The organism is Streptomyces sp. NPDC088747, from assembly GCF_044751025.1.
In the GTDB taxonomy this organism is placed as follows: Bacteria; Actinomycetota; Actinomycetes; order Streptomycetales; family Streptomycetaceae; genus Streptomyces.
This window is the reverse complement of the sequence record NZ_JBIVKZ010000007.1, coordinates 79770-103173: the sequence shown is the minus strand read 5'-3', so window position 1 is coordinate 103173 and position 23404 is coordinate 79770. Positions and strand designations below refer to the sequence as shown.

Annotated in this window: 15 protein-coding genes and 1 pseudogene; 4 read left to right on the top strand and 12 right to left on the bottom strand. The window is 71.1% G+C overall.

Features of this window, described 5'->3' with window-relative positions:
* Nucleotides 1–29 precede the first annotated feature (29 nt).
* The 3 genes from ACIP79_RS18445 (at nucleotide 30) to ACIP79_RS18435 (ending at nucleotide 3073) form a co-directional block, all read left to right on the top strand.
* The gene (locus tag ACIP79_RS18445; protein WP_401224459.1) at nucleotides 30–539 is read left to right on the top strand and encodes a DUF4334 domain-containing protein; all 510 of its coding nucleotides are present in this window, start codon (nucleotides 30–32) and stop codon (nucleotides 537–539) included.
* Nucleotides 536–1627, top strand: coding sequence for an NAD(P)-dependent alcohol dehydrogenase (locus tag ACIP79_RS18440; protein ID WP_401224458.1), 1092 nt, complete (start codon nucleotides 536–538; stop codon nucleotides 1625–1627). The genes ACIP79_RS18445 and ACIP79_RS18440 overlap by 4 nt, the downstream gene beginning before the upstream one ends.
* Before the next feature lie 249 nt (nucleotides 1628–1876).
* Entirely contained in the window at nucleotides 1877–3073 is a 1197-nt protein-coding gene (locus ACIP79_RS18435) for a TetR/AcrR family transcriptional regulator (protein WP_401224455.1), read from the top strand.
* A gap of 152 nt (nucleotides 3074–3225) precedes the next feature.
* Here ACIP79_RS18435 and ACIP79_RS18430 read toward each other — a convergent pair whose 3' ends face one another.
* The 12 genes and pseudogenes from ACIP79_RS18430 to ACIP79_RS18375 all read right to left on the bottom strand — a co-directional run bounded on the left by ACIP79_RS18430 (nucleotide 3226) and on the right by ACIP79_RS18375 (nucleotide 20952).
* Complete coding sequence (locus ACIP79_RS18430) at nucleotides 3226–4425, bottom strand: oxygenase MpaB family protein (RefSeq protein WP_401224453.1); 1200 nt, start codon at nucleotides 4423–4425, stop codon at nucleotides 3226–3228.
* A 335-nt stretch (nucleotides 4426–4760) separates the two neighbouring features.
* The gene (locus ACIP79_RS18425; protein ID WP_401224451.1) at nucleotides 4761–5399 is read right to left on the bottom strand and encodes a dihydrofolate reductase family protein; all 639 of its coding nucleotides are present in this window, start codon (nucleotides 5397–5399) and stop codon (nucleotides 4761–4763) included.
* 208 nt (nucleotides 5400–5607) lie between these two features.
* Nucleotides 5608–5925 (bottom strand): annotated as a pseudogene (locus ACIP79_RS18420) (DsbA family protein); the annotation flags it as partial.
* 130 nt (nucleotides 5926–6055) lie between these two features.
* On the bottom strand, nucleotides 6056–12670 hold the full coding sequence (locus tag ACIP79_RS18415; protein ID WP_401224448.1) for an SDR family NAD(P)-dependent oxidoreductase: 6615 nt from the start codon (nucleotides 12668–12670) through the stop codon (nucleotides 6056–6058).
* Nucleotides 12667–13743 carry a ketoacyl-ACP synthase III family protein gene (locus ACIP79_RS18410; RefSeq protein WP_401224446.1) on the bottom strand — a complete coding sequence of 359 codons (1077 nt, stop codon included), beginning with the start codon at nucleotides 13741–13743 and terminating at the stop codon, nucleotides 12667–12669. Before ACIP79_RS18410 ends, ACIP79_RS18415 begins: the two co-directional genes overlap by 4 nt.
* Nucleotides 13744–14236: 493 nt before the next feature.
* Nucleotides 14237–14914, bottom strand: a complete 678-nt coding sequence (locus tag ACIP79_RS18405) for an HAD family hydrolase (RefSeq protein ID WP_401224974.1) — start codon at nucleotides 14912–14914, stop codon at nucleotides 14237–14239.
* Nucleotides 14915–14931: 17 nt separating this feature from the next.
* Nucleotides 14932–16281, bottom strand: a complete 1350-nt coding sequence (locus ACIP79_RS18400) for an NAD(P)/FAD-dependent oxidoreductase (RefSeq protein WP_401224443.1) — start codon at nucleotides 16279–16281, stop codon at nucleotides 14932–14934.
* 11 nt (nucleotides 16282–16292) lie between these two features.
* Nucleotides 16293–16571: an acyl carrier protein gene (locus ACIP79_RS18395; RefSeq protein ID WP_387185529.1), complete on the bottom strand. Its 279-nt coding sequence runs from the start codon at nucleotides 16569–16571 to the stop codon at nucleotides 16293–16295.
* 38 nt (nucleotides 16572–16609) lie between these two features.
* Nucleotides 16610–17329, bottom strand: coding sequence for a class I SAM-dependent methyltransferase (locus ACIP79_RS18390; RefSeq protein ID WP_401224441.1), 720 nt, complete (start codon nucleotides 17327–17329; stop codon nucleotides 16610–16612).
* A complete protein-coding gene (locus ACIP79_RS18385; RefSeq protein ID WP_401224439.1) occupies nucleotides 17326–18759 on the bottom strand; it encodes an AMP-binding protein in 1434 nt (477 codons plus the stop codon). The genes ACIP79_RS18390 and ACIP79_RS18385 overlap by 4 nt, the downstream gene beginning before the upstream one ends.
* Complete coding sequence (locus ACIP79_RS18380; protein WP_401224437.1) at nucleotides 18756–19886, bottom strand: acyl-CoA dehydrogenase family protein; 1131 nt, start codon at nucleotides 19884–19886, stop codon at nucleotides 18756–18758. Before ACIP79_RS18380 ends, ACIP79_RS18385 begins: the two co-directional genes overlap by 4 nt.
* 10 nt (nucleotides 19887–19896) lie before the next feature.
* Nucleotides 19897–20952 carry a ketoacyl-ACP synthase III family protein gene (locus ACIP79_RS18375; RefSeq protein ID WP_401224435.1) on the bottom strand — a complete coding sequence of 352 codons (1056 nt, stop codon included), beginning with the start codon at nucleotides 20950–20952 and terminating at the stop codon, nucleotides 19897–19899.
* A 1101-nt stretch (nucleotides 20953–22053) separates the two neighbouring features.
* Between ACIP79_RS18375 and ACIP79_RS18370 the strand changes: the two genes are divergently transcribed.
* Nucleotides 22054–23367 carry a cation:proton antiporter gene (locus ACIP79_RS18370; RefSeq protein ID WP_401224434.1) on the top strand — a complete coding sequence of 438 codons (1314 nt, stop codon included), beginning with the start codon at nucleotides 22054–22056 and terminating at the stop codon, nucleotides 23365–23367.
* The last annotated feature ends 37 nt before the right edge of the window (nucleotides 23368–23404 follow it).

The following is a 23404-nucleotide window of genomic DNA, read 5'->3' as shown; positions in this document are numbered from 1 at the left end:
GTATCAGCATCGACGAGAGGTCACCGCGCATGGACATGCTCGACGCACGCGCCCGGTTCCAGGAGCTCCGGAACAAGGACGCCATGGTCGCCGCCGCTGAACTGGACGAGATCTGGGCGGCGTTGGCTCCCACCCGCCCCGAGGAGATACTCGGTGAGTGGAAGGGCGGCGAGTTCCGCACCGGACACCCCCTTGAGGGCATGCTCGCGGAGGCCAACTGGTACGGCAAGACGTTCGTGACCGTGCACGACGCCAAGCCCTTGATGTGCCGGAACGAGACGGGCGAGCTGTACTCCAACCGCGAGCTCGGCCAGGGCGAGGCCAGTCTGTGGACCGTCGAGTTCCGCGGCGAGCCGACGGCGACCATGGTCTACGACGGCCGTCCGGTCTTCGACCACTTCAAGTGGGTGGACGACACCACGCTGATGGGGATCATGAACACCAAGGGCGTCCCCGCCGAGGGCCCCTTCTACTACTTCTTCCTCACGCGGGCCCCCGAGCCCTCGCACGAGGGCCCGCGTGCCGAAGAGGGCTCGTGAGGCGAGTCCGCGCGGCGGTCATCGAGGCGCCGGGCGCCCCGTTCACCCTCCGGGAAGCGGACCTTGAGGACCCGCGGCCGTGCGAGGTGCTCGTGAGGATGGCCGCGGTCGGCGTCTGTCACACCGACCTGGCGATGCGGGACACCTGGCCCCGGGAGCTCACCCCGATGGTCTTCGGTCACGAGGGCGCGGGCCGGGTGGAGGCGGTGGGCGCGCGGGTGACCGGCCTCGCGCCGGGGGACCATGTCTGCCTCACCTTCGCCAGTTGCGGCGCCTGCGAACAGTGCGCGGCGGGCCACCCGGCCTACTGCGGCAGCGCGCGGGCCCGAAACCTCTCCGGTGGACGTGACGACGGCACCAGTCCGCTCTCTCTCGACGGGGCGCCACTGCGCGCCGGCTTCTTCGGCCAGTCCAGTTTCGCCACGCACGCCGTCGTCCACGAGCGCGGCGTGGTCAAGGTGCCCTCCGACCTGCCGAGCGCAGTCGCCGCGCCGCTGGGCTGCGGCGGCCAGACCGGCGCGGGCACCGTGCTCAACCGGTTGCGCCCCGGACCCGGTTCCTCGCTGGTCGTCCTGGGCGCGGGCGGGGTCGGCCTGAGCGCGCTGATGGCAGCGGTGGCCGTGGGCTGTGACCCGGTGGTGGCCGTCGATCCCGTCGCCGGCCGCCGTGCCCTGGCGACCGAACTCGGTGCCAAGGCCGCCCTGGCTCCCGGGGACGGTCTGGTGGCGGCGCTGCGCGATCTCACTGGTGGTGGCGCGCACTACGTCGTCGAGACCACCGGCCGTCCGGAGATGGCGCGCCGGGCTGTCGGCGCGCTGCGCCCGCGCGGCGAACTCGCCCTTCTGGGCCTCGGCGGTGAGGTGACGTTCGACGTGATGGGCCTGCTCGCCAAGGGCGTCCGCGTGCACGGGGTGATCGAGGGCGACTCCGACCCCGGCCGGTTCATCCCCGAGTTGGTCGGTCTGCACAGGCGTGGCCTCTTTCCGCTCGACCGGCTGGTCACCACGTTCCCGTTCGAGGAGATCGGCGCGGCCGTGGCCGCCATGCGGGACGGCGGCGTCGTCAAGCCGGTCCTCACCTTCCCCTGACCGGCCGCTCCGACACCGGGCACCGCTGCCGGACGGCATACCCCTCCGAAACGCCGACTGCCACTCCTCCTGGACGGACGACAGCCACTCCCCCTGGACGGACGACAGCCGCTCCACTGGGCGGACGACACAGACCTCGCTGGCGTCTCGGGGCAGCGAACCACCTGGGAAGTGATCCCGCAGTCACGTCCTGCTCGTGCCGCGCCGAGGGACCCCGGCCTCCTGACGCGGTATGATTGACTAATCCGTATGGCCTCCGCCTCCCCGTCCGCCCGTTCGGCGGCGACAGCCGATGCGACCGCGGCCACTCGGCCCCGCAACCGCAAGCAGCTGATCATCGACGCGGCCGGCCGGGTCTTCAGCGAGCGCGGCTACCACACGGCGTCCATGGAAGAGGTCGCGGCCGGCGTGGGCATCTCCGCCGCCGCTCTCTACCGGCACTTCCCCAACAAGTACGCCCTGTTCGCCGAGTGCGCCGACGTCATGGTGGACGGACTGGTCGCCGCGCTCGACGAGGTGCCCTCCGGAGCGCCCCTGACGGATGTACTCACCGCCGTCACCCGGATCACCATCGCTCACCGTGCGTCGGGCGGCGTGTACCGATGGGAGGCCCGGTACCTCAGCCGCGAGGACCGTCGGCGTCTCGGGGCGAAGTTCGCGCACCTCGTCGAGCGGGTCGACGAGGCGGTACAGCGCGAACACCCGCTGTCTGACGAGCGCCTTCGGGCCATGGCGGCCCTCGGTGTGATCGGGTCCATCACGATGCATCACACTTCCATCGCCCAACGCCGGGCCGAGGGCCTGCTGTTGGCGTCCGCCCTGGGCGTCGCCGCGACTGATCCGGCGGCGCGCAGGGCGGGCGCGCACCCCGTCGAGCTGCCCGCCCGGCCGGTGCCGCGCACACGGCGCGCGGAGATCCTCGCGGCCTCCATCCCGCTGTTCGCCAGGGACGGATTCGCCAGCGTCACCAACGGACAGATCGCGGAGGCGGTAGGACTGACCCCGTCCGCGCTCTACCGTCATTACCCCGGCAAGATCGACATTCTGGCCGCGGCTTGCCTTCAGGCGGCGGGACTTCTCGCCCAGGGTGTGGAGCAGAGTCTGCGCGAGATGGCGGGCCCGCACGACGCACTGGTCGCGCTGGCGGCGACGTACGTGGCCTACAGCTTTGAGCACACCGAGCTCAACAGCGTTGCCGAGGCCGAGATCGCCGGCTTGCCGGCCGGCCTGCGACGGCCGGTTGTCCTCGCGCAGCGGGAACACATCGCCGTCTGGGAGCAGCAGTTGCGGCTGGCCCGTCCGGAACTGGACCCGCGCCAGGCCCGCGTGCTTGTGCACGCGGGGTTCGGCGTGGTGGTCGAAGCGGGACGCAGACTGCGCTGGCGGGACAGCCCTGACCACCGTGAGGCCGTGACCGCGCTGGTCCTGGGCGCTCTGGGTATCTGAACGACCGTCGGAACCCGAAGGCCGCCGGGCTCCGCACCTCGTACCAGAGGCTCCGCATCCCGTACCAGAGGCTCCGCACTCGTACGAGAGCCCCCTCACCGCCCGCCCCCGGCTCAGCTGGCGCGAGGGCGGGCACGGGACCGGACCGAGGTTCAGCCCGCCCTGTTTCCGGTGGGGATCGTGATGGGGGTGGTGGTCCCGGAGGAGCCCTTGTTCAGGAACAGCATGGCCAGGGAGCGTATGAACTGGTCGAACATGTAGAAGGTGCCGGGCATGACGGGCGACAGCCCTTCGCGGAACAGGATGAACGTCGGCCACGCGGTGCGGACCAGGGCCGCGGACGCGTAGTCACGCTTGAGTCCCAGCCAGTCACCGACCTCGTTGCTGAGGACGTAGCGCACGAACTCGTTCAGGAACCCGCGCGTCACACCGAGGTCGATCTGTGCGGTCAGGCCGAGCAGGTCCTCGGCCAGTGCGATGCCCTCGGTGGACGGGGTGAGGATCGGGGTGAGCACCTGCGCCGACTGCCTTTCGGCGGCGGCCCATGTCTGGGGTATGTGCTCGTCCGGCACACCGAGCAGGTGGACGGCGACCTGCCACGAGTGCAGGAACGCCTCCTGGTCCGCGGCCGGGAACGGGATCTTCCAGTCGAGCAACTTCCTGTACACGTAGGTGCCCAGGCTGTGGAAGGTGACGAGGATGTCGGCGGCGCTGATCGGAACGGTCTCGTCGGCGACCGCCCGCCAGTGCGGCGACTGCGGCAGCAGATGACGCACCGCCGCGTGCACCACGCGCGTCTTGTTCGCCGTGACGACGAACTGCCCCGTCGGCTCGAACGCCCCCAGCTGGGACAGGTCGTAGCCGAACGTGAACGTCTTGGCCGCGCGGTCCTGCATGTCGGCGCCGCCGGCGGACCAGTAGACGCTCTTGGCCTCGCGCGGAATCACCGTGCTCATGATTCCGCTGCCGAGGCCGTACAGCATGAAGAGGTACGTGTCCCTGCGCCGGTTGAAGTCGGCGGCGCGGGCCAGCTTGGCGGGGTCCGCCCAGGAGGGCAGCCGGTTGACCTGCCGCAGGTACGCGGTGAAGTCGGCGGGCAGGCCGCTGGGCAGAGGGTGGTTGTTGTTCACCCACGGCGCCCATGCGGTGTTGATCGCCGGTACGTGTCCGTTGTCGAGCATCGAAGCCATCAGAGGGTCCGCCGCGTCGTCCCAGATCCACTCCGGACCGGTCCCCGCGGCGGCTCCGGTCACCGAGCCCGCCGACGCCCAGGACCGGGCGGGGTTCGCCGCGCCCACGAGCCCGAGTGCGACACCCAGTGACAGAGCCCTGCGCCTGCTGAGGTTCTCCATTGACTTACCTGCTTCCCTGATGGGTCAGATGGTTCCAGGTGCCTTCGCAGACTTGCCGGTTGCGCGACCAGCGTGTGATCGGCCTCGTCGCACAGATGTGATTTTCGATTAACATAGCGAGGTGTGTTGCAGTCGGCAATGGTGGTGACCGAAGGCTCGTCGCCAATGTTCGTGGACGGTCCGCGGTACGGCCCCGGCGGCTCACGGGGTCAGCTCCGCCCGCCTGCGGGGCAGTTGCCCGTGGCCGTGTCCGACGGGCTGTCGGGTTCTACGCGCGGACGAGAGTCCGCCAGGGCGACGGCGCTCCCGCCCTGGCGGACCCGCGGACCCGCGCGTCAGCGGCGGACCAGAACGGCGTGTGTCACGGTCGACGAGCCGACCAGTTCGGACACCCGGTAGCCGTCGATCCCGTCACCCAGATTGTCGAGCAGTCGCTCCCCGCGGCCGATGAGCATCGGCGCGATGACGAGGTGGAGTTCGTCGATCAGCCCGGCTCGCAGATACTGCCGGATGACCGCCGCACCGCCGCCGATCCTCACGTCCTTGCCGTCCGCGGCGTCGAACGCGCGCTGGAGCACCATCACCGGCGGCTCGTCGGTGAAGTGGAAGGTCGTTCCGCCGGCCATCTCCAGCGCCGGGCGCGGATGGTGGGTGTGCACGAAGACGTCGTGGTGGTAGGGCGGGTTGTCGCCCCACCAGCCCTGCCAGGACTCGTCCTCCCACGGCCCGCGCTGGGGCCCGAACATGTTCCGCCCCATGATCGTGGCGCCGACGTTCCGGTCGGCACGGGTGAAGTAGTCGACGTCGGTTCCGGACCTTCCCGCGGCGGAGTCCTCGGACGCGGTCACGAACCAGCTGTGCAGCTCCTCGCCCCAGCCGACGCCGTCTCCGAACGGAGCGTCCAGCCGCTGGTTCTCGCCGGCCGCGAAGCCGTCGAGGGAGATCGTCACGTTGTGCACCCGGACCTTGGGCATGGCTTCCACCTCTCGCGCTGATGTCGTCCTCTCACCCCTGCGTCGTACGGAGGCGTCCTGGATCGACATCCCTGCACACATTCTTTCGGTGGAACATGCCGATACCGGGCATCGTCGCGCCGAGGACGAGCCGCCCGACGCCTCACGCCCCGCGATGCCTCACGCCCCCCCGGTGGCTCACAGAGAGCTGTCCTCCCACTCGTCGGGGTGGCCCTTCGGGCTCCTTGGCTCCCCCGGCCCGCTCGTACGCCTCCTCCGAGGCGGTGACGAAGGAGCGGTACTTCATGCTCTTCACGGCCGCGTTGAAGGCCGGACCCGGCAAGCCCTCCACCTCGCCGGCCAGTTTCAGCAGAAAGGCGTCGGTGTAGCCGTCGACGCTCTCCTCGGGCAGGTTGGCGTAGAGCACCTCGTGGTACTCCACGAACTTGCCCTCCTCCAGCGCGGCGCGCAGAGCGTTGACCGCCTTCTTCGACCCGCTGCCACCGACCCTGTCGTCCAGGAAGGAAGCCAGGGTGTACTCGGTCCTCGCCCGCCGGTCCATCATCGCTTCCCTCGCCGAGCGTCTCCGGCAGTTCCCGCACGCTCTCGAACGCCGGCTCGAACTCAGCCGCCCGCTCCCCACACCCCGCCAGCATCAGCAACAAGGCCACCGGGGATCACCGCGGCTGTTCCGTGGCGCGCAGGGCTTCCGTCAGCTCGCTGAGCGTCGCCCGGCTGAGGATCTTGCCGATCGGGAGCAGCACCCCGTGGGAGTTCTGCACCTCTTGCCGGAGCTGAGCCGCCATCAGCGAGTCGAGTCCCTGGCTGGTGAGGTCCAGGTCCAGGTCGAGGTGGGCGGGGTCGACCCGGAGGATGGCGGCGATCTTGGCGAGCAGCAGTTCCCCACGGTCGATGGCGGGTGCGGACGGGTCGGCCGCGGGATCCGTACCACCGTTCCCGTACGCCGCTGCCACTCCCCCGGGTGAGGCGGTTGCCACTTCCCCGGGTGAGGCTTGCGGGCGCGGCGACAGGGGTTGCGGTCGATGAGCGGGCGGAGTCGAGGGCTTGGGCCGAACGGCGCGGTCCGGGGGAACCCGTACGGCCTCGGGCGGATGCGGAGGGAGCCGGTGTGCGGGCGCGTCGTCGACGACGTCCCGCAGGAACGGGGAGTCGGCCGCGGCCGGGTACGCGGCCCGCCACCGTGCCCAGTCCACCGGCATGACGACGGTGTCCCCGGCGCCGCTGGCCAGGAGGTGATCCAGCACCGCGAACCCCGCCTCGGAGGTGAACCCGGTCATGCCACGCGGGATCAGGTTCCGTCCGAGTTCGGTACCCGCTCTCGCGGCCATGCCCCGGTCGGTCCAGAAGCCCCAGTTCACGGAGAGTGCCGTGCGGCCCCGGCTGCGCCGGCCGCGGGCGATCGCGTCGAGGCCGGCGTTGGCGGCGGCGGCCGCCGCGACCTGGGGCGACGCCAGGAGGGCGTTCCCGGAGGAGAACAGGACGAAGTGGTCGAGGTCATGGTCGAAGACGCGGTCGAGGACGCGCCCGCCCTCCAACTTCGGTCGCAGCACGGTCTCCAGGTCCCGCAGGGTGGTGTCGCCGATGGGCTTGTACATGAAGACGCCGGCGGTGTGGAAGACGCCCCGGACCGGCGGACGGCCGGCGGCGCGGCGGTTCTCGACCAGCCGACGCAGCGACCGCTCGTCCGACGCGTCCACCGGCGCGTACTGCGCCTCGACGTCCTGGCCGCGCAACTCCTCCAGCAGGGCCGCGATGTCGCCCCCGGACGGCGAGGCCGGACCGGGCACGGAACGGCCGGTGAGCAGCAGGTGCCGGGCGCCGCGTGCGACGAGCCAGCGGGCCAGTCCGGAGCCGAGGCCGCCGGCACCGCCGGTGACGAGGTAGGTGGCGTCCGAGCGCATCCGGGTCGGCGCGGGCGTCGGCGGGTCCGCCGGGGCGGACCGCAGGTCGATGAGCACCTTGCCCACGTGCCGCGCCTTGCTCATGTCGTCGAACGCGGAGTCGACGGCGTCCAGCGGGTAGACCTCGGCGGGCAGCGGCGCGAGTTCACCGGCCGCGACGAGACGCAGTACCTGGGCGAGCAGCGCGCCCGCCCGCGCGGGGTGCTCCCGGCAGAAGGCGGCGATGTCGAGTACCTGGAAGGAGCCGTTGCGCAGCAGGCCGCCGAGTCCGGTCGGGCGGCCGTCCGCCAGGTCCTGCTTGGCGAGTTCCACGTAGCGCCCGTACGGGGCGAGCATGCCGAGGTTCTGGTCAACAGCCTTGCCGGTGAGCGAGTTGAGGATGACGTCCATGCCCGCCCCCCTGGTCGCGTCCAGCAGCGGGGCGGCGAAGTCGCCCCGGGAGTCGGCGACATGGGCGACGCCCATGGTCCGCAGGAGGGCTCGCCGTTTCTCGCTGCCGGCGGTGGCGTAGATCTCGGCGTGCCGTCGCCGGGCCACCTGGATCGCGGCCAGTCCGACGCCGCCGGTGGCCGAGTGGATGAGTACCTTCTCGCCCTCGCGGAGCGCGGCCAGTTCCATGAGGCCGTACCAGGCGGTCAGGTAGGAGATCGGCACGGTGGCGGCCTCGGCGAGACCGAGACCGTCGGGGACACGGCAGGTCAGCCGGCGATCGGCGAGGACCCGCGTGGCGAGTCCCGGACGGGCGACGGCGACCACGCGGTCGCCCACGCTCAGCCCCCGCACGTCGGCGCCGGTCGCCGTGACGACGCCCGCGGTCTCCCAGCCCAGGCGGCCGTCGTCGTCCCGTTCCGGGTACGCCCCGGCCGCCTGGAGCACGTCACGGAAGCCGACCCCGCCGTACGCCGCGGCGATCCGCACCTCGTCGGCGGCCGGGTCTCGTGCCTCGACCGTGACGCGCACCGGTCCTCCGCGGCGGGCGTCGGCGGGCGTGATCTCGGTGACGTCGTCCGCGCCGGGTGCCGGTGATGTGCGGCGCAGCCGCAGGACGTATCGGGTTCCGGCCCGCAGCGCGATCTGGTCCTCGCCGGTGTCGGCGGTCTCGATCTCCCGCGCCAGCGCCTCTGTCCGTGCCGAGCCGGGGGCCGCGTCCAGATCGATGAGGGTGTGCCGGACGGCGGACAGCTCGCTCGCCGCCGTACGTCCGAAGCCCCACAGGGCGTACTGCTCCGGGTCCGGCGCCCCGTCCGCGTCCACGACCGTCTCGGCGCCGCGGGTGACGAGCACGAGCCGTGGGCGAGGGCCGTCCCCTCGCGCGGTGGACAGTGCCTGGTCGAGCAGCAGCGCGCTGCCGAGTCCGAGCGGGACCGCCCCCACCGGACGCGGTGCCCGCATGCCCCACAGGTGCACCACGGCGGCCAGGCCCTCGGGACGGTCACGGCCGGCCTCGTACAACAGCCGGGCGTAGTCGTCGAGACGGGAAGGATCGATGCGGTACGTCCCGTCACCGGTGCGCTCGTACCTGTCGCCCGGCAGTACGGAGATCCGCGCGCCGTTCGCCGGTGCGAGGCGCGGCCCGAGGTCCTCGTCCTCGAACACCAGCCAGGCGCCGGCGGACGGCTCCGGCGCTACGGCGGGTGCGGCGGCCGGTGTCCAGCGTGGCTGGTAGAGCCAGTCGGTCAGCGGGCCTGGCTGTTCGCGGCGCAGCAGCCAGCGGATCCGCAGGCCGCGGAACTCGGCCAGCAGCGTGCCGAGTTCGTCGCGGACGGCGATGTCGCCGCTGAACGACTCGGCGGTCAGGTCGCGTTGGACCACGTGGCTGTAGAGGGTTCCGGTCAGCGGCCCATGCAGGCGGAAGGAGTCGATGGAGCCCAGGACGAAGGCGTGCTGGTCGCCGGGGAGTGTCGAGTCGGGCAGCGTGGCCGCGAGCACCTGTCCGCAGGCGTCGAGGACCGCCGGATGGGCGTGGTGCCGCTCGTACTCGGTGAGGCCGGCTGGGACGACGATCTCGGCGAGCGCCTGGTCGTCGCCGCGCCACACCTGCCCGATGCCCTGGAAGACGCCGCGCCAGTCGTTGCCGCGGGCCGCGAACCGGCGGTAGAACTCGGCGCCGGTGAGGTGGTCGGGGACGCGCGCGGCGATCTGGTGGGGGGTTCCGTCGGGGAGGTCGCCGAGGGGTACACCGTTGGGTGCCTCCTCGACCTGGCCGTGCGCGTGCCGGGTCCAGTCGGTGCCGTCGGCGGTGGCAACGTCGAAGGTCCACCGCCGCCCGGACGGCCGCAGGGTCACTCGCAGGAGCGGCGGGGCCTCGGCGGTGAAGAAGAGCGCCTTGTCGTAGCGGACGTCCTTGACGAGTACGTCGGTGCCGACGCTCTCGGTGGCGGCGGCCACCGCCAGCTCCAGATAGGCGGTGCCGGGCAGGATGATGAGGCCCTGCACCTTGTGGTCCAGGAGGTAGGCGTTGCGCTCCAGGTCTATGGGGCCCTCCCACCGGTGCGCGCCGTCGGCCAGGACGGTGTGCGCGCCCAGCAGCGGGTGTCCGAACGTGGTGTCCGGCGCGGCCGTGGCGCCCGCCGGACGTGTCGTACCGGTGGTGCCCCCCGGACGTGTCGCGGCCGTCTCGGTCGGTGGACGTGTCCCGGTCGGCGGCCCGTCGGTCGTCGGACCCGTCCAGGTGGGCGAGCCCGTCCGGGGTGTGGACCGCGCGTCGGCCGGTCCGGCGCTCGGCTCCAGCCAGAACTCGGCGCGCTGCCAGGGATAGGCGGGCAGTCCCACGTAGGCGGCCGGGCCGTCGAACAGCGCGCGCAGCCGCACCGGGTATCCGGCCTGGTGCAGCTGGCCGACGGAGGTCAGCAGGGCGGTCAGGTCGTGGGTGTCACGCAGCAGCGACGGCACCACCTGGTCGTCGGTGCGCTCCTCGGGCAGGCATTCCTTCACCGCCGCGCTGAGCACCGGGTGCGGGCTGATCTCGACGACCGCCGCCGTTTCGGGACCCGCGGTCTCGGCGTCGACGGCCGCGTGGAAGCGGACCTCGTCGCGGAGGTTGCGGACCCAGTAGTCGGCGTCCAGTTCCTCGCCGGTCAGCAGCTCTCCGGTCACCGTCGAGCGCAGCGGCACGTGCCCTTCGCGGGGCCGGACCGATTGCAGGGCGGCGCGCAGCGCGTCCAGCAGGGGGTCGACCTGGCCGCTGTGCGAGGCGACGTCCACCTTGACGATCCTGGCGAACACGCCGCGTCCGGTCAGCTCGGCCAGCACCTTCTCCACCGACGAGGTGCCGCCCGAGATGATGGTGCGGCGTGGGCCGTTGCTCACCGCGACGTCGACGTCGGGTACGTCGGCGAGTTCCCGCCGCAGCTCGTCGGCGGGCAGATCGACCGCGGCCATGGATCCGGCGCCGGCGATCTCCTTGAGCAGGGCGCTGCGCCGGCAGATCACGGCCGCGCCGTCGGCCAGGGTGAGCGCGCCCGCGGTGCAGGCCGCCGCGACCTCGCCCATGCTGTGGCCGATCACGACGTCGGGCACCACTCCCCAGGACCGCCAGAGCGCGGCCAGCGCGACCTCGATCGCCCAGAGCAGCGGTTGCACCACATCGATGGGCCAGGCCGCCTCGTCGTCACCGGCCAGGAGTTCGATCACCGACCAGCCGCACTCGGCGCGGACATGCCGGTCGCACTCTTCGACCGTCTCCCGGAAGACCGTGGACGTCCGCAGGAGCCGACGCCCCATACCGTGCCACTGGGAGCCCTGGCCGGGGAACACGAAGACGGTCTTCCACCCCGCGTCGGTCCTGGCGGCGACGATGGGCCTGCCCTTGCGCAACTGCCGCACGACCTGGTCGTGTTCCGTGGCAAGCACGGACATGCGGTGACGGTGATGGGTGCTCCGGGTCAGCGCGCTGAAACTGACGTCGCGCAGGTCGTGCCGGCGGCCTTCCCCGTCGGGTCCGAGGAAGTCGGCGTAGGCGTCGGCGAGTTCACGCAGGGCGGCGGGCGTCTGCGCGGACAGGGTGAGCAGGTGCGGCTGCGGCTCGGTGGCCACCGACGGGACGGCGTCGGGGCAGTGCTCGCCGAGGACGACGTGGGCGTTGGTGCCGGAGATGCCGAACGAACTGACGGCGGCGTAGCGGGGGGTGCCGTCACCGCCCCAGTCGCGGGCGGCCTGCGGGATCTCCAGCGCCATACGGTCCCAGTCCACCGCGTCGGTCAGCCGCCCGCTGTGCAGGCTGGGCGGGACGATGCCGTGCTCGACGCACAGGGCCGCCCTGATGAGCGCGGCGATGCCGGCGGCGGCCTCGGTGTGGCCGATGTTCGTCTTCACGGAGCCGACCAGCAGGGGGTCCGTCGCCGACCGGCCCGCGCCGGTGCCGTACACGGCGTCCAGGCCGCGGAGTTCGATCGGGTCTCCGGTGGGTGTTCCGGTGCCGTGCGCCTCCACGAAGCCGACGGCGCGCGGGTCGACGCCGCCGCGCGCGCAGGCGTGCCGCATCGTGTCGATCTGCGCGGTCTCCGAGGGGGTCATCAGGTAACCGCTGCTGCGGCCCTCGTTCTCGACCGCCGAGCCGTGGATGACCGCGTGGACGCGGTCGCCGTCCGCCTCGGCCCGCGCCAGCGGTTTGAGTACCACGACGCCGACGCCGTCGCTCCGGACGAAGCCGTCGGCGTTGTGCGCGCCGAACTTGCACCGGCCGTCCGCGGACAGCATGTCCGCCTGGGAGAACGTGATGCTCTCCTCCGGCGTGAGCACCAGGTTGACGCCCGCGGCCAGGGCGAGGGTCGCCTCCCCGCCGCGCAGCGCCGCGCACGCCTGGTGCACTGCCACCAGCGATGACGAGCAGGCGGTGTCGACGGAGGTGCTCGGACCGCGCAGGTCGAAGAAGAACGACAGGCGGCCGGACAGGACGCTGCGGGACGTGCCGGTGTTGGCGTAGATGTCCAGCGCCCCGGCGGCGCGCAGCAAGTCCCAGTACTCGGCGGTCCGTTGACCGACGACGACCGCGGTCGGGCTCCCGGCGAGCTGCTCCAGTGTCAGGCCGGCGTCCCGTACGGCAGCGGCGGCGGTCTGCAGGAGCAGCCGCTGCTGCGGGTCCATGTGGCTCGCCTCGCGGCCGGAGACGCCGAAATAGCGGGCGTCGAAGCCTCGGATGTCGGGCAGGAAGCCGCCGCGCCGGCTGACGATCCGGCCGGGTGTCCGCGGTCGGGGGTCGTGGAACGCGTCGATGGGGAAGCGGTCGGCCGGGACGTCCGCGGTGGCGTCGACCTGGTCGAGCTGCATCCTCCAGAACGCGGAGACGTTCTCCGCGCCGGGGAACTCGCACGCCATGCCCACTATGGCGATCGGCTCCCCGGTGGCCGGGGCCTGCCGCTCGGCGGTCACGTCGCTCCTCCTGCCGACATCGTCAACTCCTGCTCCCGGGTAGGCGGTTCGGTGATGGTGAGGACGACGGCGACGGCCGACCATCCGGGGGCGCCACCGAAGAGCAGGACGTGGTCACCCGCGTCGAGCCGTTCGGTGCGCAGCAGATGGTCGAGCGCGATGAACTGGTCGCTGGACGAGGCGTGTCCGATCTCGCGGCCGAACTCGAACTGGGACCGGGATACGTCCAGGCCCAGCGGTTCCATGACGCAGTTCCGCGTGGTCGCCTCGTCGCCGTTGGGCACGAGGACCCAGCGCAGTTCGCCGACATCGACGCCCGCCTCGTCCACGGCGGCGAGCGCGGTCTCGGAGCAGGCTTTCGCTATGCCGTCGGCGATGCTCACCCCGCCGATCTCCCGCACGCGTTCGTTGAACTGCTGGGCGCGCTCCACGGTGTCGATCCGCCGCCCGGTGGATCCGGTGGGGGGAAACAGCGGCTCGTCGCCGCGTGCCATCCCCTCGAACTCGGGGTAGACCCGCGAGACGACCGCGTCGACGCGGGCGAAGCCGCCGCTCGGGCTGATCACCACGGAACTGGCCGCGTCGGCGGCGATCACGCCCATGGGCCCGCTGTCCCATCGGTTGAACATCGGGGAGTTGAAGTTGTCCGCCGTGGTCAGCAGGATGTCCGGCCGGCTTTCCGGCTGGTACGACAGCAGGCCGGCGGCCAGTTCAAGACCGGTGAGCATGCTGTTGCACCCGTTGCGGATCTCGGTGCTGCCGGCCCCCGAGATGCCCAACTCGCGCATGATGTACGCCGAAGGGGACCACATCTCGGGCCCCTGGTAGAACGTCGAGCCGTGCAGCACCGTCCCGATCGCGGCGGCGCCGCCCGGCGAGCGGCCGAGCGCCGTCCGCGCGGCTCGTACGGCCATCTCGGGCGGCGACTCCGACCCGGCGACCAGAACGCTGCGCAGGCCGCTCTCGGCGTGGACCGAGGGGTCGTACAGGCCCGAGGCGACCGCCTCGGACGCGGCGTAGGCGCTCGGCAGCCAGCAGCCGAGGCCGCTGAGAAACACGTTCGCCGGCTTCATGACCGCGTCCGGGCGGGGCTCATGGGCGTCATGCCCTGGTCGCCGCGCGTGCGTCGGAGTCCGTTCATGTCAGTTCACCACTTTCTCCAGCGAGTCGGTCGGGAGCGGCGCCCGCCGCGTCCCGGGGTCCGGCGGGTTCCGGGGTACGGCGGATCCGGGGTCCCGCGGATCCGGGGTCCGGCGGATCCGGGGTACGGCGGATCCGGGGTACGGCGGGTCCCGGGGTACGGCGGATCCGGGGTCCCGCGGATCCGGGGTCCGGCGGATCCGGGGTACGGCGGGTCCCGGGGTACGGCGGGTCCCGGGGTACGGCGGGTCCCGGGGTACGGCGGGTCCCGGGGTCCGGCACGTCCCGGGGTCCGCCGCGCGTCCCGGGGTCCGCCGCGCGTCCCGGGGTCCGGCGGGTCTCACGACACGGGTCGGTTTGTCGGCGGCGGTGTCGGGTGTCGCGGCATGGACGTGCCGGTACCGCACCGCGGGCCCTTCCGCCCCCTCACCCGACGGCCCGCCGACCGGCGCTCTCGGCGCCCGCGTCCACGCCCACTCCCCCGTCCACGTCCACCAGGCGGGCAAGCCCCTCGACGGTCAGTTCGGACAGGCTCCGCACGCGGAGGGTCACCGGTTCCCGGGTCGGCGCGACCGCGACCGTCACGCACCCCGCGGCCAGGCCCGAGCGGAGGCCGGCGGACGAGTCCTCGACGACCACGCAGCGTTCCGGCGCGATGCCGAGCCGGGCGGCGGCGGTGCGGTACGACTCGGGGTCCGGTTTCGGACACCGCACCTCGTCCCCGGCCAGGGTCACGGTGAACTCGGCCTGTCCCAGCGAGGGGAGGACGGCGTCCACCATCGCCCGGTACGAGGACGAGACCAGCGCGCGGGGAACGCCCGCCCGCCCGAGCGCCCGGAGCAGAGCGACGGCTCCGGGCAGCGGAGCGATCCCGAGACGCAACCGGGCGAGCATGCGGTCGCTGACGCGCGCGTACAGCTCCTCCGTACTCATCGGCGACTGCGCCAGGCCGCTCAGCCGGGCCAGGTTCTCGGCGACGCCGTGCCCCCGCAGTTCCTCCGGCCGGATGGCCGCGGCCGGTACGCCCGATTCGCCGAGCACCGCCAACAGGGCCTCGTGCAGGAGCGGTTCGGTGTCGGCGAGCGTTCCGTCCATGTCGAACAGGACCGCCCAGGGCGGGTTCAGAACAGCGCCCGGGAGCTGAGCGACACCTTCATCTTTCCCAGCAGCGGGTGCCAGAGGTGGTCCGGATCCGCCTCCACGGCGGCGATGAAGTCGCGCATCGCCGTCAGGGCGACCGGCTCCTGCTCGTCGTAGACATCCCCCTGAAGCAGCTTGAGGACGTCGATCCGGTAGCGCGGGTCCTGGACGAAGGCGGTGAACAGGATGTTGAGGCGGTAGTAGATGGAGATGAACTCGTACCAACTGGACACGCCACGCCGTAGCTTGGTCACGTAGTTCTCGAACCGGCCGGCACTGAAATCGCCGGCCTCCGCGGCGGCGATGATGTCGGCGGACGCCAGCCGTGCGCTGTTCATGGCGACGCTGACACCGCTGGAGAAGATGGGGTCGACGAACCGGGCGGCGTCACCGACCATGACCATTGCGTCGTCGGACACCTTGCGCATGCCGTAGCTGTAGTCGCCCTCGGCCATGAACGGGCGGACCCGCACGGAGCCCTTCAACGCGTCGTGCAGCAGGGGCCTGCTGCCCACCGAGTCCCAGAAGAAGCCTTCGAGGTCGTCCTTGCCCTCCCTGAACCGCGCCTTCTGGGTGACGACCCCGACCGACGTGATCGTGTCGGTGATCGGGATCTGCCACACCCAGGTGTCGCTGAGCGGCAGGAAGTGGATGAAGATGTACTCGGCCTGGTTCTGGTTGTTCGCCAGGGCCTCCCGGTCGAGTCCCTCGAACCAGCTGTGCACGGCGTACTGGTTGAACACCGGGTCGGGCACCTTCACCTTGAGCTGCCGCCCGAGGAGCGTGCCGCGTCCGCTGGCGTCGACGACCATCCGGACCGCCACCTCCGCGGTCGTCCCGCCGAGTCCGACGCGTATCAGGGGACGGGTGGAGTCGGCGAAGTCCACGCCCCGCACCCGCACTCCGGAGAACACCTTCGCCCCGAGGCTCTCCGCGTGCTTGAGCAGGATGTGGTCGAACTGCCCACGGTCGACGTGGAATGTGTGGTCGCGGTCGACGCCGAGCTGGTCGCGTTCGTTGAACAGCACGTCGGCGGCCCCGAGGCCGTGGTCGCTGACCTGGAAGCCGAGCGGGTCCACGCCGTCCGCGTTGGCGGACGTCCACGCGGCGCCGTACTTGCGCGGAAAGCCCGCCGCCTCGATCTTGTCCATGGCGCCGATCTCCAGCAGCACCGGTGTGGTCGCGGGGACCAGCGACTCCCCCACGTGCTCCCGGGGGAAGAACTCACTCTCGAAGACGGCGACCGACAGGCCGGCCTTGGCCAGATAGGAGGCGGCGGTGGATCCGGCCGGGCCGCCGCCGATGATGCCGATGTCGTAGTCGTGAGTCATCAGTTCTCCTGTCAGAGGGAGGCGGCCTGCGAGCGGAGCCGCGTGATGAGGTCGGTGATCGTCTCCAGCGTGCGGAAGTGCTCACCGGTCATGTGCATGGGCGGAACGCGGACGCCGTACGTGGTGCGGATGTGTGCCAGCAGGCGTGCGGTGCGGACCGAGTCCAGCACCCCCTGCTCCAGCAACTGGCTGTCAGTGGTGATCTGTTCGGCCGGCACGCCCGTCGCGAGCTCCTCCCGCACATAGCGGAGCAACTCGTCGAGCAGTGCGGCGCGATCAGGGTCCGTCATCATTTCCTCCGGGTGTCAGACATCGTTTCCTCCGGGTGTCAGAGCCGTGCCGAGGCACGCGCCACGATGTACCGCGTCGGCAGTTCCAGCGGTCGTCCGTCGGGGGTGCGTTCCGTGGTGTGCAGCGGGATGTCACCGTCGGCAACGATGTCGAAGCCGCTGTCCGCGAACAGCGTTCGCAGGCGCCCGTCGTGGGCGGGTGCGACGCGCCCGCCGAAGTCGAAGTGGGCCGCCAGCCCGGCCGTCTTCGGCAGCCGCGCACCGCCCGCGAGGAGCTCGGCGACGTACCAGCCGGTGCGCTCGGTCAGCTCCTGGGCGAACAGCACGCCGGACCTGCCGAGCAGGGTCCTCATCGTCGTCAGCATCACCTGCCTGTCGTCTGGGGCGAGTTGGTGCAGGACCCCGCGCATGTAGAGGTTGACGTCGCCGAACTCGGCGCGCAGAGCCGCCACGGTGTTGGGGTCGAGCAGGTCGGCGCGGCGGTAGGCGACATTGGGGGCGGTGTGCGAGGCGGCGGCCAGGCGCACCGCGGCCTCGGCGATGTCGAGTCCGACGACCCCCCGGAAGTGCCGCGCCAGCCACTGCGTCTGCCGGCCGTTGCCGCACCCGATGTCGAGCAGCGGCAGCGACGCGTCGGCGTGCTCACGGAACAGCGGCAGGTGCCGCGCCGCGGTGAGCTCGGGCGAGGAGTCCCAGAGTGCGGCGCCGGGCTCGGCGGGGAGCGTGGACCAGAAGGCGTCCCAGGCGGTGCCGGTCATGCACCGGCCTCCCGTACCACCAGGCCGCCGAGCGCGGTGCGGTCGACCTTCCCGTTCGGCGTGCGGGGATAGCGGCCGACGTCGTGCACGGCGTCGATGGTCATGTACGGCGGCAGGTGGACCGCGCAGTGCCGTCGCAGCTCCGCGAGTTCGGGCGTACGGCCGTTCTCGGGGACCACGAAGGCGTGCAGCCGTGCGTCCAGACCGTCACCCACGACCAGCACCACCGCGTTGCGCACCGCCTCGTGCGCGACGAGCACGGCTTCCACCTCGGCCGGCTCGATCCGGTAGCCGCGAACCTTTGCCATGTCGTCGGCCCGGCCCCGGTACTCCAGCAGACCGTCGGCGTCGTAACGGCCGAGATCACCGGTTCGGTAGGGACCGTCCTGAGGTTCCGCGCCCCAGTACCCGAGCATCACGGTCGGGCCGCTGACCAGGATCTCGCCGTCGTGCAGCGACACCGTGTCCCCGGCCGCGGGCGATCCGATCGGGACGGCCGTGGTGCGTGCGAGGTCGGCGGCCGTCACCTCGTACGAGGTGCACACGTTGGTCTCCGTCGGGCCGTACCAGTTGAGCATCCGGACGTCCGGCCACGCTCGGCGCAGGTCCTTGAGCTGCTTCAGCGGAAAGGGTTCCCCGGCGAAGACGCACGCGCGCAGCGCCCCCGGCCCGCGCTCCAGCAGTTCGCCGTACTCGGCCATGAGGACCAGCGCCGACGGCACCGAGTACCAGACGGTGATCCGGCGTTCCAGCAGGAAGTCGACCAGCGGTTCCGCGGCCTGGGCGAGGAGATCGCCGACGAGGTGTACCGACGCGCCGGCCCGGAAGGCTCCGTAGAGGTCGAAGACGGACAGGTCGAAGCTGAACGCGGCATGGTTGGACAGCCGGTCGTCCGCGGTGAGTCGCAGTTCGCGGCAGGCCCATTCGACGAACGCGAGCGCGTTCCCGTGGCTCAGGCACACGCCCTTCGGCGTCCCCGTCGACCCCGAGGTGTAGAGGATGTACGCCGGGTCGGACGGCCGGACCGGATGATGTGCGGCGTCGGCGCTGTTCGTCGCTTCCCGGAGGAGATCCGCGCTGGGTACGCAGTCGGCGCCGGTGACGCGCTCACCGTGGTCCGTGACGATCAGCGCCGGGCGCGCGTCCGCGGCGATCCGGGCGACCCGCTCAGGTGGGTTGCCCCGTGGGACGGGAACGTGGATCGCGCCGCACCGCAACACCGCCTGCGCGACGGCCACCGCTTCGGCCGTCTTGTCGGTCCACACCAGGACGCGGTCGCCCGGCCGGACGCCGCGTCCGCGCAGCGCCGTCAGGTAAGCATCGGCGCGCGCGTCCAGCGCGCCGTAGGTGAAGCCGGTGACGAGGTCGCTGACCGCCGGTGCGTCCGGCGACCCGGCGGCCGCGTCGACCACCAGACTGTAGAGACTCATAACCCCAACTCCCGTGCGATGAGCTGACGTTGGATGTCGGATGTACCGGAGAAGGTGGTGGCGGGAAGGGCGTCGCGCACCTCTTCCTCGATCCCGTACTCCGTCTGGAAGGCGCGGCCCCCGAAGATCCGGCCGGCGTCGAGCGCGGTGGCGACGGCGGCCTCCGACACGGCAAGCTTCGCCATGGCGACCCACAGGGAGGGGTCCTGACCGGCGTCGATCTCGGTGCAGGCGCGGTAGAGGAGGAGCCGCCCGCTCTCCAGCCGCAGTTTCATGTCCGCCAACCGGTCCGCGACGGGCTGGAGTTCGGCGAGCCGCTTCCCGAACTGCCGCCGTTCCCCCACGTGGTGGACGCATCGCCGGATGAGGCGCTCCTGCTGGCCCAGGTAGATGGCGAACAGGCAGGACCGCTCCCACTGCATCGACGTCTGGAAAACCAACTGCCCCTGGCCGGGGCTTCCCAGCACCCGGTCGTCCGGCACGAAACACCGGGTGAACCGGACCTCGCCCGCCTGGCAGGCGGCGAGGCCCGACTTCTCCATCGGTGCTCCCGCGACCAGGCCGGGGGAATTACGGTCGACGGCGAACGCGGTGGAGCTGAAGTAGCCGCCGTCCGGATCCGTGGTCGCGTAGGTGACGTAGAGATCGGCGACCGGGCCGTTGCTGACGAAGCTCTTGGTCCCGTCGAGGAGATATCCGCCGTCGACCCTGGTGGCCCGGGTCGTCAGCCGGGAGACGTCCGATCCCGACTCCGGTTCCGTCATGGCGTTCCCCGCGATCAGCTCTCCCCCGCACAGGGCGGGAAGCAGCGCCTCACGGGTTTCCGGGAGCCCGAACTCGATCACCGGCCGGACGCAGGCGAAGAGATGGGCCGCCGCGGCGAAGAGCACCCCGGTGTCCGCGCCGCCCTCGCTCGCGGCCTCGTACAGAAGGGCCGTGTCGAGAGCGCCGAAGCCCGTGCCGCCGTACTCCTGCGGGACGGCCGCGCCGAGCAGTCCGAGGCGGGCCAGATCCTTCCAGGCGTCCCGGCCGGATCCGGCGGCGGAAGAGGCTGAGGCGAGTTTCCGCGCGTCCGCGCTCATCCGCGCGTACCGCTCCTGTTGTGCGGCGCTCCGGCCGAAGTCCATGAGACGCCTTTCAGCGAGCGGTGGGCTGATGGGCGGCGGACCAGTGCGGGGTCTCGATGATCTCGATCACGGCGCACGCGATGTTCAGCCCCGGCCCGACGCCGAGCATCAGGAAGTGGTCTCCGCGCCGCAGTTCGCCCGAGAGCAGCAGCTGTTCGAGCGCCACCACCTGGTCACTGGCGCCGATGTGGCCGACGGTGCGGCCCTGTTCCCAGGTCGAGAGGGACATCGGCAGGCCGAGCGGGATCATGGCGCGGCCCTCGACGCGTTCGCGCGACCCGTTGGCGTAGGCGACGCGGGTGACCTCGTCCATCGTGATGCCGGCCTCGTCGAGGGTGCGGCTGATGAGTTCGTCCTGTGCGGCCACGAGTTTCAGCGGGCCCGCGGGATCTCTGTCCGGGCCGTCGAGCCAGCGGTCCTTGGAGTCGCCGAAGTCGAGCTTGCCCGGCAGACCGGCTCCCGGCGGGAACAGCGGTCCGGGTCCGCGGTGCATGGCCTCGTACCCGGGGAGCGTGACGGCGTTGACGGACTTGAGCCTGGCGAAACCCTCCCGCCGGCTGAGGACGACGGCGGAACCGGCGTCACCCATGACGAAGTGCGGACTGAAACGCCAGCGTTCCAGCAGTTCGGAGGTGAAGTTGTCCCCGGAGGTGACCAGGGCGGCTTCGTGATCGACCGAGGCCATGAGATGGCCCGCCGCGAGTTCCAGGGCCGAGAACATGCCCATGCAGCCCTGTCTGACCTCGGCGGCGGTGGCCTGGCCCGCGTCCATGTGCCGCTGCACGTAGTACTGCGGACACCAGCCGTGGGGGCCCTGGTACCAGACGCTGACGTAGAGCAGGAGGCTGAGGGATTCGGGGCTCTGCCCGGCGCGTTCCAGCGCCTGCCGGCAGGCCCGCACCGCCATCTCGGGCGCGGGGGTCTCACCGGCGACGGTGACACTGGTGATTCCGTATTCCTTCGCGGCGGTCCGGTCGATCAGCCCCCGCTCCACCGCCCATTCGATAGGCACCCGGTCGGGCAGAAAAGATCCCAGACCGCTGATCAGCACATCGGCCGCCTTCATGGCCCGCCCCAGATTCTCTCGGTCACATTTCGTTTTGAATTGCACATGAGAGGGTGTCAGCGCTCGATTCCGCACTGAGCCGCCCGTCCCTGACGACTTTTTCGCATCGCGATAATGGCGCAGCGGAGCGCCACACCTGCCGCAGCCGTGAAAACAGCGGTGAAAGCAGCAGCGAAAGCAGCGGTGAAGAAGAATGGAGGTGATGGGAGCACTGCGCCGTCTGAAGGAGGAATGCCGTCTCAACTGTGCACGGACACGCTCATGCGCTAACCCTCGGAATCCGTCGCGACTCGACGGATGGGGAAACTTTTCTAACGTAAGCGTGCACTCCGCTACGGCACCCGTCAAGACGGTGGCATAAACGCATAGGTTAATAAGTAACTAATTGGACTATGGGGACGGAAGCGCTGTCGAGATCCGGCCATCGGGGTCCCGGCGGCCGCCGCCGGCAGGCCGGGCATGGCGGGATCGCGCGCTACGGGACCTGGGGGCCACTGTCGGTTTCACCCGCGAAGGAGAGGGAGTTGAGACTCGCGGCGTGCGCCTTCGCGGCCTGAACACGGCGGAGGCCGAGGGTCGTCCTCACGCCACCGGCCATGGCCGCGCCGGGACGGCGGGACCGTGCGGCTCCACCTCACGTGCACGCCCGGCCCCACCCCAGGACTCATGGAAGTTTCCGGAAATCCACGGGAACGACGTGCCGCGGTCATTCATTTCCGAGGCCTTGTCGACAAGACAACTCCGCCCTGAGAACATGGCGATCGATCGGCCCCGCACGACGCTTGGACAAGTCGCTGTTCAAGTGTGAAACGCCGACTCTCCAACCCGAGCCGGCAGCCGCGCGCACGGCTCCCATCCCAGCCCCGTCGCGTGGTGGGGCGCGACTCGGAAAGAGCACAGATCACCACCGGCGGATATAGCTCACAACCTATAGCTCACAACCGCGGTGACCGTGTTTTGCCGTGCCCGAAATAGACCGGCCTCCGCTTCCCGCAGCGGCTCTGTCCTCGTGCGCCCATCCGCTAATCCGTGGAACGACCTCTGCCCCGCGGCGGTTCTTCCCTCGCCGAGACGGAGAAGATTTTTTGGAAAGGACACGTCATGTTGTTGGCCGCGGGTCCCGTTCCCGGAATCGGCAGTCACCAGATGCTGATCTTCCTGTTGCAGGTCAGCGTCCTGCTGGCGGCCGCGCTGGCACTGGGCAGGGTGGCGGCGCGGTTCCGGCTGCCACCCGTGGTCGGTGAACTGACGGCCGGGGTGGTACTCGGGCCGTCGGTCTTCGGGAACGTCCTGCCCACCGCCTCCGACTGGCTGTTGCCGCGGGAGACGGACCAGACGCACCTCCTGGGGGCCGTGGCCCAACTGGGGGTGCTGTTCCTGGTCGGTATCACCGGAGCCCATGTCGACCTGGCGCTGCTTCGGAGCAAGAGCACGGCCATCGGCTTCGTCAGCCTGGGCAGCGTGGTGCTGCCGCTGGGCCTCGGGTTCGGTCTCGGATTCATCCTGCCGGACTCCATGATCGGGGCGAGCGCCGACCGGCCCGCCTTCGCGCTGTTCATCGGTGTCGCCGTCGCCGTGAGCGCGTTGCCCGTCATAGCCAAGACCCTGCTCGACATGGGTCTGCTGCACCGCAACGTCGGTCAGCTCATCGTCGGTTCGGCCGCGATCAGCGACATCATCGGCTGGTTGCTGCTGTCGATCGTGTCCGCCATGGTGACCCGAGGCCTGCGGGCGGGTGTGGTCCTGGAGTCGGTAGCCCATCTGATCCTCGTGCTCGCCTTCACCCTGCTGCTCGCCCGGCCGCTGGCGGGGAGAGCGCTGAGACTGGCCGAGCGGTCGGCCGCTCCGGAGGTCAGCGTCTCACTGATCACCATAATGATCATGCTGTCCGCCGCCGGGACGCACGCACTCGGCATGGAACCCATCCTGGGCGCCTTCCTGTGCGGCATCGTCGTGGGTTCCCTGGGTACGCCGAGCCGCAGATCCCTCGACTCCATGCGGATCTTCGTGATGTCGACGCTCGCCCCGCTGTTCCTCGCCACCGCGGGACTTCAGGTGGACCTCTCCACCCTGGCCGACCGGACAGTCCTGCTCGCCGGATCGGGCACGCTGGCGGTCGCCGTCGTGGCCAAGTTCGTCGGCGGCTATCTGGGGGCCCGGCTCGGGCGCCTGAACCGCCAGGAGGCAGTGGCCATCGGCGTCGGCCTGAACGCTCGCGGCGTCGTGGAGATCGTCGTCGCCTCGGTGGGCCTCAGCCTCGGCGTACTGACCACGGCCTCGTACACCATCGTCGTCCTGGTCGCGGTGGCGACCTCCGTCATCACCCCGCCGCTGCTGCGCCACACCACACGCGGGATGGCGGCCACCGCGGCGGAGACCGCGCGCCAACGGGAGTTCACCGGGGCGTCCGACTGAGACCGCCTCGACCCCGGCCGGCACAAGGCGGCGGCAA

Bases quoted from the DNA above. Each gene is read 5' to 3' on its own strand.
- ACIP79_RS18445 (WP_401224459.1), top strand. From the start codon at position 30: ATGGACATGCTCGACGCACGCGCCCGGTTCCAGGAGCTCCGGAACAAG.
- ACIP79_RS18435 (WP_401224455.1), top strand. From the start codon at position 1,877: ATGGCCTCCGCCTCCCCGTCCGCCCGTTCGGCGGCGACAGCCGATGCG.
- ACIP79_RS18430 (WP_401224453.1), bottom strand. From the start codon at position 4,425: ATGGAGAACCTCAGCAGGCGCAGGGCTCTGTCACTGGGTGTCGCACTC.
- ACIP79_RS18425 (WP_401224451.1), bottom strand. From the start codon at position 5,399: ATGCCCAAGGTCCGGGTGCACAACGTGACGATCTCCCTCGACGGCTTC.
- ACIP79_RS18410 (WP_401224446.1), bottom strand. From the start codon at position 13,743: ATGAAGCCGGCGAACGTGTTTCTCAGCGGCCTCGGCTGCTGGCTGCCG.
- ACIP79_RS18400 (WP_401224443.1), bottom strand. From the start codon at position 16,281: ATGACTCACGACTACGACATCGGCATCATCGGCGGCGGCCCGGCCGGA.
- ACIP79_RS18395 (WP_387185529.1), bottom strand. From the start codon at position 16,571: ATGACGGACCCTGATCGCGCCGCACTGCTCGACGAGTTGCTCCGCTAT.
- ACIP79_RS18390 (WP_401224441.1), bottom strand. From the start codon at position 17,329: ATGACCGGCACCGCCTGGGACGCCTTCTGGTCCACGCTCCCCGCCGAG.
- ACIP79_RS18385 (WP_401224439.1), bottom strand. From the start codon at position 18,759: ATGAGTCTCTACAGTCTGGTGGTCGACGCGGCCGCCGGGTCGCCGGAC.
- ACIP79_RS18380 (WP_401224437.1), bottom strand. From the start codon at position 19,886: ATGGACTTCGGCCGGAGCGCCGCACAACAGGAGCGGTACGCGCGGATG.
- ACIP79_RS18375 (WP_401224435.1), bottom strand. From the start codon at position 20,952: ATGAAGGCGGCCGATGTGCTGATCAGCGGTCTGGGATCTTTTCTGCCC.
- ACIP79_RS18370 (WP_401224434.1), top strand. From the start codon at position 22,054: ATGTTGTTGGCCGCGGGTCCCGTTCCCGGAATCGGCAGTCACCAGATG.